The sequence below is a fragment of the Akkermansiaceae bacterium genome (genome assembly GCA_024233115.1).
Taxonomy (GTDB): Bacteria; Verrucomicrobiota; Verrucomicrobiia; order Verrucomicrobiales; family Akkermansiaceae; genus Oceaniferula.
On record JACKQB010000001.1, the window covers coordinates 257,348 to 270,925 of the forward strand.

A 13,578-nucleotide genomic window follows, 5' to 3' on the forward strand; every position below is an offset into this window, starting at 1 on the left:
GGGGCTACTGGATGAAGAGGAATCGTTTCGAGTTCATCATGGCCCTGGCCAGTGTGGTCAGCTGGGTGGCATTGCTGATCATGGGTTGGTATTGCCGGCGTTCAGCGTCAGTGGGCATACAGCCGTAGACAGAGAGGAAAAGGACATCGAGCCGCTCGGACGGGGAGTCGGCTTTGCGGAGGGCGTTGGCTAGCACCCCCCTGCCATCGGTGAGTTGCACCACTTCACGACCGTTCAACAGCGTGAGAGCCTGGGGGATGGAAGCGCCGTAGTCAGAGGCGTCCGGCGTCATCCGGTCGGATGCTCCGAACTGTTGCATAAAGCTGCCGGGTTTTGATGGCGCGGCTTGTTCGGAGGCCCTCATGAAGGGTCTTGACCTGGTGCGGAGCTGGCGTTCCATCATCATCATGACCATCGGGTTTTTTGCTTCACGCTGTAGCTTTTTGGCCTTTTTGAAAACCTCACCTGCTTGCCTGTTGAGCTTGTTGGCTTTTTCCGTATCGCCTTCGTTTCTTGCCTTGTCCGCAGCCATCTTGAATTTCCGGGCTTCGGCCATAATGGCATATCGTTCTTTCTCAGCGGCATCCGATTCCTTATTCAGCGCCACCAACTGCGGGATGGGCATCTTGAAGAGCCCTTCGACACTCTTGACGTAGGTGTCCCACCGGTATTTGAGGATGTTGTTGGTGGAGTCGTCACGGTCGCCAAACTCCAGGACGAGGAAGGAATCGTGGATTTCCTCGGCTGACATACGGCGCAGGACCGGTCCACGGAAGTCATACTGCCCACCCATTTCAGCCTCATCGGTGGCCACGGCACTTTCAAACAGGCGGGTGTGGTAGAGGACACGCATGAACTGCCGGACATCGTAGTCGGTGGCTTTCATCACCTTGCAGAGGTAGTCGAGAAGCTCAGGATGGGAAACCCGGGTGGTCTCCGACCAGTCGTCGAGGGGGTCGACGATACCCCGGCCAAACACCTCGGCCCACAGGCGGTTGACGATGACTTTGGTGAAATAGGGATTGGCGGGAGAGGTCACCCAGTCGGCAAAGGCCTTGCGGCGTTCATCAGGTGGCACATCTGTGGAGATCGACTCGCCGAAGAGGGTTTTCGGAGTCAGGATGTCACCCGGTTTGCCGTCGTTGTATTGATAATCCTGAGGCAGGCGGAGTGGTTTGCCGCTGTTGTCGCTGATGGATATTCTTCTGAAATCCTTAAACATGGACGCATAGTCGCGGTAGTATTTTTTCGCCACACCCATGCGCTTCTGATTGCCTTTGCGGGCATTTTTTCCCGGTTGCATCCTGGGCACGCCTTCCTTGTCCATGGTGTAGAGGACGAGCCGGCGTAACAAGTGGTCAGCCGAGTCACTTTTATACTGGGTGCCTCCGGTAAAGGCGGCGAGTTCGTAGTACTGCTTCTGGGTCCAGTCGTCGAACGGGTGGTCGTGGCACTGGGCGCAGCCGATCTGGGTGCCGAGAAAGACCTGCACGGTGTTGCTGACGTTATCGAGCAGCATATTGCGGTCGCGAAGGTAATACCCTACCGCCGGGTTCTCGGTTGCCATACCGCTGGAGGAGAGCATGGCGTTGACAAACTTATCGTAGGGCATGTTTTGCTCCACGGCATCACGGATCCAGACATGCCAGCCGAGGCCATGTTTATCGAGTCCGGTCTGGAGGCGGAGTAGATCGCCCCAGAAGTTGAACATACGGCTTTGATAGCCATTGGATTGTACCAGGGTATCAACCAGGGTGCGTCGTTTGTCCTTGGCGGGGTCGGTGATGAAGGAGCGGGCTTCCTCTGCGGTCGGGATGCGTCCTGAGATACTGATGTAGGCGCGGCGGGCGAAAGTGGCATCGTCGATCACCGGGTTGGCCTTCACCTGTTTTTCCTGTAAATGGGCGGCCAGCAACTGGTCGATCTGGTTACTGGTGCTGCGGACCGTTTCTTGGCTGAATGGTTTTGCAAGCAGGGTAGCTGCCGGGAAAAGGCAGGACAGGCCGATGGATGTGATGAGGGTTTTCATGGCTAAAGAGATCGAGGACCAAGGATGTAACTCAAAAAGCGCGTGGTGGTTGCACGTGAAATGAGGATGGAAACGCAAAACTACTTCATCTATGTGCGCTTTTCAATGGCATAGCTTCAAATCATCGGCCTCGTAGCCCGTCCCCGTCGTTATCCCGGTGCGCCGCGTTGGGAATCTCTTTTCATATCGGACGTGTCAGTTATAAGGCGTCTGCACCCACTTGCTTGAGTTTGGGGTCGGTTGATGAGAATTTCATCTGTCCCGTCAGTAGTCCGTGTATCTTCAGGACAGGCTGGTGGATGCCGTCGCTTTCGTGGGCCGGCAAGTCGGGTTTGCGCGATCCGTCCAGCTCAAACCATGCATTGCGCCGGAATGTAAAGCTTGTGGCATCGGTGCCGGGGCCAATGTTTGCGAACACTCTAACATTTTTATTGAAAACCACCAGATTGTGCTCGAACACACCGCCGTGGCAGGGCTTGAACCTGGGGTCTTTGCTCTCCTGGAGAATCCTCATCACCCACTTGTCCGGCAGGACAAATGTATTGTGATGGACGTGGCCTCCATGGGCGGTGACCCAGGCGATGGGGGCCTCGCTACCGAGAAAGCGATTGCCAGCAATGGTGATGTCCTTCGCTTCATAGTCGGTTACACTGGGTCGGAAATAGGTCAGTCCCGTGCTGCCGCCAAGGTTGATGGCCCGCTGGCCTGCCCGGTTGAAAAAGCACTTTCTAACCATGATCTTTGTGGTGCCTCCTTTGATCTGGATTCCACTCGACTCGGTGAATTCTTTGTCACCTGTTAGAGTGCAGCCCTCGATGACGCCGCGGTGGCAACCCACCATATCGATCGCCGATCCCGCCCAGCCTCGGAAGGTGCAGTTTTTAATTGTAAAGTCAGTGAGGCCGGAGAGTTTCAGGGCATCGTGGTTGCCCTTCGGGCCGGTGTTTTCAATGGTGACGTTTTCCACCGTGATGTGATGGCTCGGTGTCCCGAAGCTACCGCCATCATCGATATTGATACCATTGCCCGGATAGCCGCTGATGTGGAGGTTGCGGAGTGTGACGTAAGTGCAATCGGACAAATGCAGAGCCTCGGTCCCGCCGGTGAAACGGGGCGGGTTTTTGAGGTCGGCACCGGTGATGATGACAGGGGCGCCGGCCTTGCCGCTGAGTCGGGTGAGCGTGATGCCGCCGCGGTATTTTCCTGGTGCCAGGGTGATGGTTGTGCCGGGTTTAGCCGACTTGATTGCCGCACGAAGCTCATCCTGGTTCTGTGCGGTGACGTTTTTCCCAAGGCATGGATGGGCCAGTGTCAGCAGCCCGGAAAAAACCAGTAAGGCGGATGGTGGATTCATAAGGTTCCATACCCTACGCTCTGATTCCGAAGGATCAAGACCCGTTGTTGCCATTTCCCCCTTTGGGGCTGGCGCCTTGGGCTTGTGAAAAAAAACAGTCCCAGGTTTTACTCGAGATCGATACGGCGGAGGCATTGTCCGAGAAAATCAACCTTCTGTTGGAACTTTGCCTTTTTCGCGGGGTCCCGTGTCGCGTTGAGCTGGCTTTCGGTGCCCTGTTTCTCCTGGCTGAGCCAGCCGCGGATCATCACGTAATACCGGCTGTCGGTGCCATACGCCGTGATGGTTTCCAGGGACGCCGGTTTTTCCGGGGCCTTGAGTGCCGCCGCGATGGCTTGGACCATCACGCCTATCTTGTATTCCTCCGATTGCTTGACATCCTCCGCGGTCTCGGCGGCGGGGCAGGCAGGGGGGAGTGTGGTTAGAAAAGTGAGAGCAAGCGCCAGTGTCAGGATGGGTTTCATGGTAGCTGTGGTGGGGGTGGATTTTTGAGCTGATGGGTGCGTTTATAGGCCACTGGCCAAACTTTACCAACCACCATCTTCACATTCCGGGAGGAGCGCCTGGCTCAATGAGGACCGGAAACCTAAGTCAGGCTACTCATGATGGCGAGCAGCAGGTTGACGCCCACGACCATGAGCAGTAGGGCGGCCGGGTAGGCGCTGGCGTAGCTGAGGATGGGAGCCTGGGCATCGGTCTTGGACGAAACGGCACCCAGTCCCGGAGTGGAGGTCATCGCTCCACAGACACCGCCAAGTGCGGTGAGGACATCAAATTTATAAATCAGTGTGGCAATGGCGTAGCCAACGATAATAGGCAACAGGGTGGCGATGATTCCCACCACAAAAATACCTACCCCCTGGCTCTGCAAAGTGGCCGCAAAACTCGCGCCACCCTTGATCCCCGCACCTGTCAGGAAAAGACACAGACCCAGCTCGCGCAGCAGCAGGCGGGTGGGGCGCGGCACGTAGCCGGCGACCGCACCAATACGCCCGAAGTGACCTAACAGAAGCGCCACTAACAACGGCCCGCCTGCCATGCCGAGTTTGAACCCGCCAAAGGGAATCATCCCTACCAGCACACCGAGTGCGATACCGAGCGATAGCGATAGCAGGTCCGTGGCATCGATCACCGAGGGCCGGTGGCCGACGGCTTCGGCAAAGCGGGCAAGGTTCTCGGGGTTGCCCACGGTGACGAGTTGGTCGCCGATGCTGAGGACAGTGCTGTCGGTGGGCACAATTTCATATTCATAACGCCGGATACGGGAAATAGAGACACCGTGGGTGCGCAGCAGCCGCAGCTCGGAGAGCGACTTGTTAGCAAACGCGCGATTGGTGACCACGAGTGTCCGGCGCTCCATATCCGAGTTGATGATGGCCGGTGCCTGCGCGCGTTCGCCGAGCACGTCGAGCATCGCCTCGATGTCCTCTTCACGGCCAATCACCCAGAGCAGCATGTCCATCTCGAGCTTGTCGCCGTGCTGGATGGGCACCAGCACATTGCCGATCATGATGCGGGTGACGCGACAGTGCAAGTGGTCGATGATACGCAGCTTGTCAATTTCGCGCCCGACAAACTTCGGGTTGGTCATCTTGACGAGCACGGGGACAATTTGATGTGTCTGCGCTTGTTCCGCCTCAAGTTTCTCACCAAGTGCGTGCAGGTCCTTTTTTCTCAGTCGTGGCCAGAGCTGGACAAAAAGCACGGTGCCGATGACACCGAACGGGTAGGCGATGGCGTAGCCTGCCGACGCGAGCCCCTGGTCGGACAGGCTGGAAAAATGTTCCTGTGCCGCTGCCAGTCCGGGGGTGCTGGTCAGCGCACCGGCAAAGACCCCGGCGGCAACACTCGGGGATATGTCAAATGCCCTTGCCGCCAGTGCCGTGGCAACACCTCCAGCAAAAACCACGGCGCAACTGATCACCGCCAACTGTACCCCGGATTTTTTCAGTGAACTGAAAAAGCGGGAGCCGGCACCGATGCCGACGCAGTAAACAAAGAGCACCAGCCCTACCGTCGTCAACGTCGGGCTCAGGGTGACGCCATAGTGGCCATAGACCAGTGCCACAAACATGACGGCCGCACTCCCAAGGCTCACTCCGTAGATGGTGATCCGACCGAGTATCAGCCCGATGGCAATGACGCTGAACACCACAAACATGGGATGATGCATCAGCGGGTATTCGAAGAGGTGTGACATAGCGGGCTCGATGGTGGTGGGGTGGACTGAAATACGGACAGGCCATACAGTTGACCCGCAGTTCAAGCAAGCCCTACCAATGTGTCTGTGTCATGCAGAAAAACTTCCCCGTGCGTAAACCGTGGCATGATTCCTGCCTGCTCTCATCAATTGCCGTGCCCATGGCGTGATGCATCCTCGTCGATGGGTGCCAGCAGGCGTGTCAATACATCATCGTCAAGCTTGAGCTGGGTCAAGGAGGCGGTGAGGATGGAGTCGGATATGCCGCTTTTCTTTTTCTGCATTTGTTGGATACGCTGTTCGACCGTGCCTTTGCAGATGAGTTTGTGGACGAAAACGGGTTTGTCCTGCCCGATTCGATACGCGCGGTCGGTCGCCTGGTTTTCCACTGCCGGGTTCCACCAGGGGTCGTAATGAATCACGGTGTCGGCGTTGGTGAGTGTGAGTCCGGTGCCTCCGGCTTTGAGCGAAATGAGGAACACCTCGGCTTCTCCAGCCTGGAACCTTTCCACCAGATCCTGCCTGTTTTTACTCGCTCCCGTGAGTTTGAGGTAAGTCGTTTCCTGTCCGATTAGATATTCTTCAATAATATCCAACATCGAAGTGAACTGGGAAAAAACCAAGACCTTCCTGTTTTCCTCCTTCAAGGTTTCCAGGAGATCCGTCAGGTAGTCAAACTTGCTGGATGTCTGAGGATTGGTATTTGGAGTTTGAAAATTGGAGTTTACAAGGCTCGGGTGACAACAGATCTGCCGCAGCTTCAGCAACGCATCGAGAAACACGATCTGCGCTTCCTGACCACGGATGGCGAGCGCCTGGCGGACGTGTTTGTCCATGGTCGACCGCACGGTTTCGTAGAGGTCTTTCTCATCGGTGCCGAGTTCGATGAAATGGGGGATCTCGGTTTTGGGCGGGAGCTCGGTGGCAACCTGATCCTTGGTGCGGCGCAGGATCAGTGGGCCTACTTTGGTGGCGAGGGCATCGGCGCGCGACTGGCTGCCGGCTTTTTCGATTGGGGTGCGGAAGGTTTGAGTGAAACTTTCCGAGTCGCCTAACAATCCTGGCATGAGGAAATCAAACAGACTCCACAGTTCGCCGAGGTGGTTTTCGACCGGGGTGCCGGACAGGCATAGTCGGTGCCGTGCATTAAGCTGGCGAACCGCCTGTGAGACTTGCGCCCCGGGGTTTTTAATGTGCTGCGCCTCGTCGAGGACCAACAGGTGGAATGCCTGGTCGGAAAACCGGTCAAGGTCACGGTGCAGTAACGCGTAGGATGTGAGCGCGATGTCGGTGCCGTCGAGTTCGGTGAACCGATGGTGCCGATGGGCTCCCTGAAGGATGGTCACCTTGAGTGACGGTGCAAATTGGGCGGCTTCGCGCTGCCAGTTTTCCACCACACTGGTCGGAGCGACCACCAGGTTCGGCAGCATGTTGCCTTTTTCCTTTTCCGCCAGAATATGGGTCAGCGTCTGCATGGTTTTTCCCAGCCCCATATCATCGGCGAGGATGCCGTGGAGTCCGTGGATGGCCAGGAACTGCATCCACTCATAACCCTCGCGCTGGTAGCTACGCAAGGTGGCACGAAGTCCTTGTGGGACTTCGGAATGGTGAATAGTGAATGGTGAATGGTGAATTTTCAGAGATGCGATTTCAGGGGGCGGGGAGAAATTGGGATCGTCCTCGCTGAGGGCCTCGGTGATGGTGGCGGCTTCGACTTTGTGCAGCTTGAGCGGTTTGCCGGTGAACTTGTAATCCACCAGTTCACCGAGGTGGGTGAGGATGCGGCGGAAGCGGCCGATGGGTAGGGTGATGCCCCTGCCGTCTGCCAGAAAAACAAGGAATTCCTGTCCACCGGGCATGTCCTTGGTGAGTTCGAGGAAGTTGTACTCCACGAGGGTGGCGAGGATCGGCTGGAGGTCCATCCGTTCGCCATTGATTTCAAAGCCGGCGGAGAGGCTGAACCAGCCTTTGCCCTCGTCGACGAATTCGGCCCGCCAGCTGGAGGCGTTGAACCTGAGCGGTTTGAGCGCTGCGTCATGAGCGATGGTGACCTGCCAGCCACGGTTTTCGAGTGCCGGGACGGCTTCATGTTGAAACCTCTGCCAGTAGAGTGTAGGCTGCCATTCTTTATTGTTAGGCGACCACAAAGTGCCTTCATGCGGAGGTGGCGAAAGCTTTTTGAGTGATGGTGGTGGTTCCTCGGCACCGGGCAGCAGGTCGAGGGCGTAGAGTGTGTTCAGCGCGGTCATCTCCGCTGCACGATCACGTGGTTTGCCAATGTTTCCCGCAGGGTCGAGTGGATACTTGTTAGCATCGTAGACGGCATAAGCCGTGGCAAATGTCTCTGGCAACCAATCGTAACCGTCCCCCTCGGGTCGGCGCTGGATGTGAAGTTGAAAGGCGGCTTTTTTCCCGATACCAGTGCCAGGCGGGCTGTCCTGGATGTTTTCTGTTAGTGTGGCGACGGTCGGCTCCCCGCGCAGTTCGCCAAAGGCCTTTTCCAGCCTTCCGGGACGTGCCAGGTGTTCCAACGCGGCGGCGGCATGCTCACAGCAGGTGCCTACCGGGCAGGTGCATGAGGTATCGACCTGAAGCCTCCCGTTTTCGAGCCAGAGCGCGATGGTGGTTTCGTTCTGGTGACCGGATTGATCGATGACGGCAGCGGTGATTTCAACATCACCTGTGTCCAGGCGTTCGGCCGTGCAACGGGTGACCTGGCGGGCGCGTGCCAGTTTGTAACCAGCCGCGACGACCGTACCCGAGAAGGTGACTTTCCAGTCGCCTGAGGTCAGAAATCCATGGATGGTTTCAGTGCTGGGGTCACCTTCGGTCATTATCGGTCATCGTCACGGCGTCGACTGCCCGGGATAACCCGTTTTTCACCCAGTTTGCTCTTTTTGAGCAGGGATTCTTTTTTCCCGGAATTTCCAGCCTGGGGGGCGGGTTGGGTGCCAACGGGCTGGTGTGTGGCGGCTTCATCACCCGAGCCAGGGATTTTTCCCTCCTGGGGCACGCCGTAAAACCGGCCTATGTCAAGTAGGGCTCTATAAGCATCGGCCTGGCCTTGTTGCTTGGCCTCCTCGCTGATGATGTCTTGAAGGGTGCGGTAGTAAACCTGCTCGTCGTAGTGCGTGGCCAGGTCGATTTCGGAGACCGGGGATAATTTCCACATACGATAAGAAGCGGCAAATGCCTTGTCGTGGTGCTGCTCCGCCATTTGGCCCAGGAAAATCTGCGCATCGTGGCCGTAGTTACTCGCCTGTTCGATAAATCGATCTTTTTCCTCGCTGCTTTTATTGGCGCGTTGGAGGAATTTATTGGCGGTCCAGCTCCCCCCGAGGAGGATGACAACAAAGAAAATGAGGGCCTTTTTCATGATGGGGGATTCTTGCATGCGCGGGCCCTTCGCGCAAGTAGCTAGGTGACGTACCCGAAGTTACCTGCCAATAGAGCCGCATTGCGGGGAAACTACAGATTATTAAGCATTTAGGTAAGATTAAGTATTGCTGTATGGCCCCCTTTTCCGCATAATAGGCCAGCGACGGTGGAGTAATGGCTGCACGCGGATAACCGAGAAGACCTGACACGAAAATGCCTGGGAAAATGAATGTATTAATCGCCTGTGGAGGCACGGGGGGACACTTGTTCCCAGGCATAGCCGTGGCGGAGGAGCTTGAGAAACGCGGGCATTCGGTGTTGTTGCTCATTTCTGAGAAAAAAGTCGATGCCCAGTCGTCGAAAAAATACACCGGGCTGGCATTCCAGACGGTGCCGGCCATTGCCAAGCCTGGCACATTTTCACCGAAGATGATCCCCTTCCTCTTCAAGCTGTGGAAAACCGTGCGCCAGTGCCGGAAGATCCTTGCGGAACACCAGTGTGATGCCGTGCTCGGGATGGGGGGCTTCACCTCGCTGCCACCGGTGCTCGCGGGCAGGAAAATGGGTTTGATGACCTATGTACACGATTCCAACGCCCTGCCCGGCAAGGCCAACCGCCTCACCGCACGCTGGTGTCGGAAGGTGCTCATCGGGTTTGAGGCGGCCGGGAGGTTTTTCCCCCACTCCGATGTGGTCGTCACGGGCACCCCGGTGCGCAAAGAGCTCGCCGCGCTGCCGGACAAAACCGCGGCCAGGGCGAAATACGGACTCTCGCCCGAGGGCCGGGCCGTGCTGGTGATGGGCGGCAGCCAGGGCGCGAAACGACTCAACACCCTGGTCGTCGAGGCGGCCAAGGCCATGCCCGGTCTCCAGTTTCTTCATATCACCGGCGCCTTTGACCACGACCGGGTCAAGGAGATGGCCACCGGTCGCGTCGGCTATCACGTGCTTTCCTTCTGCGATGACATGGCATCGGCATACGCCGCCTGTGATGTCTCGGTCTGTCGCTCTGGGGCATCCAGTATGACCGAGCTGTCCTACGTCGCGATGCCCGCGATCCTGGTGCCCTATCCCTACGCCGCAGACGATCACCAGACGGCGAACGCCAGGGTGTTTGCAGAGGCCGGCGCCGCTGTGCTCAGACAGGAATCCGACCTTGACGCCGGGGAGCTGGTCACCGACCTCACCAGAATGCTTGAGGACGAGGAAACCTGGATAGCGATGTCCGCCCATGCAGATGCACTTGCGGTGCGTGATGCCGCCGCTAAAATCTGCGACGAAATATCGGTTGATGTGATGACCGCTTAACGGCAAACGCATGCCCACTGAACATTTGATACCATGAAGATTGATGACCTAAGTAAACGGCTGACCGACCGGGGTAATCCCGTGAAGGTGCATCTCATTGGTGTCGCGGGGTCGGGTATGAGTGGTCTTGCGCTTCTTTTGTTAGGGATGGGGCACCGCGTCAGCGGCTCGGACATGGTGACCAGTGGCGAGACCCAACGGATGCAAGGTTTGGGACTGACTTTTTCAAGCCCCCACCGCGCGGACGAAGTGCACGGTGCGGATGTGGTGGTTTACTCCTCGGCTATCCGCGAGGAAAACGTCGCCCGGACCGAAGCCCGTGAGCATGGTATTCCCTGTATCCGCCGTGCCGAGTGCCTGGCCGCTATCCTGCACACCCGGCAAGGGGTGGTCATTTCCGGAACCCATGGGAAAACGACCACCTCGGCGATGTGCGCCCACGTCTTGCGCCGGGGCGGGATCATGCCTTGTCACTACGTCGGCGCTGAGATTCCCGTACTGGGCACCAACGCCCACTGGGAGGAAGGCTGCGAGCTGATGGTGGCGGAGGGGGACGAAAGCGACGGCACCCTTGCCCTCTACAAACCCCGGCACGCGGTGATCCTCAACATCGAGGAGGAGCATCTCGATTTCTACCGTGGCATCAACCATATCAAGCAGGTCTTCACCACGCTGCTCGAGCAAACCCGTGGCAATAAAATCTATTTCTCCGGCTGCCCTGTCGCTGCCGAACTTTGTTCGTCCCGTGAGGGTGCCGTTTCCTACGGTTGGGAAAATGCCGACTTCACCGCCAGCGACATCCATGAGACCGGCGGCACCGTTGCTTTCGATGTCACCCGGCGAGGTGAGTCCATGGGGCGGGTCGAACTCGGAATCCCCGGTCGACACAATGTCCTGAACGCACTGGCCGCCGTGGCCGTGGCGGACGCCGCGGGTGTCGATTTCCAATTGGTCGCCCGCGCCCTCGCTACCTTCGCAGGAGCGCGCAGGAGGTTTGAAAACAAGTATCTCTCGCCGAACCTGCGCATCATTGACGACTACGGTCATCATCCTACGGAGGTCGCGGCGACCCTTCAAACCGCCCGCTCACTGAACCCGGAGCGGCTGGTGGTCGTTTTCCAGCCACATCGATACAGCAGGACACAGAAGCTTGCCGATGACTTCGGGGTCGCGCTTCAAGCGGCCGACCGTGTTTTTGTCACCGATATCTACCCAGCCAGCGAGCTGCCCATCGAGGGGGTTACGGCGCAGACCATTGTCGATGCGGTAAAATCTAACGGCGACACCCGGGCAGATGCCATAGGCCCGGTGAAGTGGGCCCATCATGCCGTTGGCAATGCCTTGCAACCCGGTGACCTGCTGGTCACGCTGGGTGCTGGGAATGTGCACGAAATTGGAACCAAAATCGCCCGCGACATGACGGTGGTCGAGGAAATGATGCGCTACTGCAATGAAGGCACCGGTCCCGATGACGGTCCCCAGGCCAATGCCAAGCTCTACGAGCCGATGAACCGGCACACGACGATTCTATGCGGTGGCCCCGCGCAATTCTGGTTGGAGCCGCATAGCTTTGTTGCCTTTTCCAAACTCGTTGCCTACTGCCGTGATCGCGGTATCCCACAACGCATCCTCGGGCGCGGCTCAAACCTGCTGGTGCGCGACGGCGGTATCCGTGGCGCAGTGATCCATCCGACGGGTGGTGAGTTCTCCGCCGTCCACGTCGAGGGAAACATGATCATTGCCGGCGCAGGCGCCCGGTTTAAAAAAGTAGCCAGCGTCGCAGCAGCCCACGGACTAACGGGAATGGAGTGGATGGAAGGCATCCCCGGCAACGTCGGTGGCGGTCTGCGGATGAATGCCGGTGCCATGGGTACGGAAACATTCGATCAGGTCATCAGCGTCACTTTTCTCGACGAGGATGGATGCGTTCGCGAGCGCACACGCGAAGAAATCACCGCGCACTACCGCAATGTGCCGGAGCTGCGCCGGAACTACGCCCTCGCTGCCAGGTTTAAAGCCGAGCCGGCATCCCCCGCAGTGATCGAACAGCGTATGGAGGAATCAAAACACAAACGCCGCACCAGCCAACCGATTGCTGCGAGTGCCGGTTGCGTTTTTAAAAATCCGGAGGAGATTCCCGCAGGCCGGTTGGTCGATGAACTCGGATTCAAGGAAGCCTCGGTCGGCAAGGCCCAGGTGTCCACCGAGCACGGAAACTTCATCGTCAACCGTGGCAAGGCAAGCGCGTCCGATGTGCTTGGTCTGATCGACCAGATCCGCCGCGAGGCAAAATCCAAACGCAATATCACCCTGGAAACCGAAGTCCAGATCATCGGAGAAGATGAATTCACCTTTTAATCTCACCAATCAATCCCAATCAACTATGGATAACAAGTTACTCATCGCCGTCCTCATGGGCGGACCTGGCTCTGAACGCAAGGTTTCCCTGGCATCGGGAAACGCGGTGTTAGAGGCACTCAAAGGGCAGGGGCTGAACGCTGTCCCGGTGGATGTCACCGGCCATGCCCTGGATCTACCCGTGGGCACCGGCCTGTGTTTCAACACCATCCACGGCACCTTCGGTGAGGATGGTGAACTGCAAACCCTCCTCGAGAATGCGGGTATCCCCTATACCGGCGCAGGGGTGGAAAGCAGCAGGGCCGCGTTTGATAAAGTCGCCAGCAAGGAGGTTTTTGTCAGGCATCACGTGCCGACCCCGGCATCGGAAATCGTCGATTGCTCGGCAGGTGCCAAACTTCCCGGTATGCCGTTACCCTATGTTGTCAAACCACCGCGCGAAGGCTCCAGCGTGGGGGTTCATATTGTGCACAACGAATCCGAGGCTCTGGCAGCCATGGAGGACGCCGCCAAGTACGGCGACGAGGTTCTTGTCGAGCAATACATCGATGGTCTCGAACTCACCGTTGGGGTACTCGACGGGGTGGCTCTTCCTGTCATCCACATTGCGCCACGCAGTGGTTTCTACGATATGAAGAACAAGTACCCGTGGCTTAACAATGATGGGGGCACCGATTACTACTGCCCCGCCGACCTCGATGAAGCGACCACGGTTGCCGTCCAGGACGCCGCGCTGGCCGCCCACTGTGCTCTTGGGATTGAAATTTACTCCAGGGTCGATGTATTGTTAGACAAGGAGGGGCGTCCTTATGTGCTCGAAGCCAACACGATTCCCGGGATGACAGCCAGCAGCCTGCTACCCAAGGCGGCTAAAGTAGCTGGATACGACTTCGGTCCCTTATGTGAAAAAATCGCCGACCTCTCACTCACCCACCGTAGTTAGGAGATTAT

General features: G+C 57.7%; 9 protein-coding genes. 3 read left to right on the forward strand and 6 right to left on the reverse strand.

The features are described 5' to 3' along the window. Positions 1–4: 4 nt before the first annotated feature. From H7A51_01120 to H7A51_01145, 6 genes are all read right to left on the reverse strand, one after another. Positions 5–2,029, reverse strand: a complete 2,025-nt coding sequence (locus H7A51_01120; GenBank protein MCP5534817.1) for a DUF1549 domain-containing protein — start codon at positions 2,027–2,029, stop codon at positions 5–7. 199 nt (positions 2,030–2,228) lie between these two features. Then, positions 2,229–3,383: a right-handed parallel beta-helix repeat-containing protein gene (locus H7A51_01125; protein MCP5534818.1), complete on the reverse strand. Its 1,155-nt coding sequence runs from the start codon at positions 3,381–3,383 to the stop codon at positions 2,229–2,231. 107 nt (positions 3,384–3,490) lie between these two features. After that, the gene (locus tag H7A51_01130) at positions 3,491–3,847 is read right to left on the reverse strand and encodes a hypothetical protein (protein MCP5534819.1); all 357 of its coding nucleotides are present in this window, start codon (positions 3,845–3,847) and stop codon (positions 3,491–3,493) included. Between the two features lie 122 nt (positions 3,848–3,969). Beyond that, positions 3,970–5,583, reverse strand: coding sequence for a YidE/YbjL duplication (locus H7A51_01135; protein ID MCP5534820.1), 1,614 nt, complete (start codon positions 5,581–5,583; stop codon positions 3,970–3,972). A gap of 146 nt (positions 5,584–5,729) precedes the next feature. Next, on the reverse strand, positions 5,730–8,417 hold the full coding sequence (locus H7A51_01140) for a DEAD/DEAH box helicase (GenBank protein ID MCP5534821.1): 2,688 nt from the start codon (positions 8,415–8,417) through the stop codon (positions 5,730–5,732). Beyond that, complete coding sequence (locus H7A51_01145; protein ID MCP5534822.1) at positions 8,417–8,959, reverse strand: hypothetical protein; 543 nt, start codon at positions 8,957–8,959, stop codon at positions 8,417–8,419. Before H7A51_01145 ends, H7A51_01140 begins: the two co-directional genes overlap by 1 nt. A 227-nt stretch (positions 8,960–9,186) precedes the next feature. Here H7A51_01145 and murG point away from each other — a divergent pair, with 227 nt between their 5' ends. The 3 genes from murG to H7A51_01160 are packed head-to-tail and all read left to right on the forward strand — an operon-like array spanning position 9,187 to position 13,570. Continuing rightward, positions 9,187–10,269 (forward strand): undecaprenyldiphospho-muramoylpentapeptide beta-N-acetylglucosaminyltransferase, encoded by a 1,083-nt coding sequence (gene murG, locus H7A51_01150; protein MCP5534823.1) that lies wholly within the window; start codon positions 9,187–9,189, stop codon positions 10,267–10,269. 33 nt (positions 10,270–10,302) lie between these two features. Beyond that, positions 10,303–12,627 (forward strand): UDP-N-acetylmuramate--L-alanine ligase, encoded by a 2,325-nt coding sequence (murC, locus tag H7A51_01155; protein ID MCP5534824.1) that lies wholly within the window; start codon positions 10,303–10,305, stop codon positions 12,625–12,627. Between the two features lie 25 nt (positions 12,628–12,652). Continuing rightward, positions 12,653–13,570 carry a D-alanine--D-alanine ligase gene (locus H7A51_01160; protein MCP5534825.1) on the forward strand — a complete coding sequence of 306 codons (918 nt, stop codon included), beginning with the start codon at positions 12,653–12,655 and terminating at the stop codon, positions 13,568–13,570. Positions 13,571–13,578: the final 8 nt, after the last annotated feature.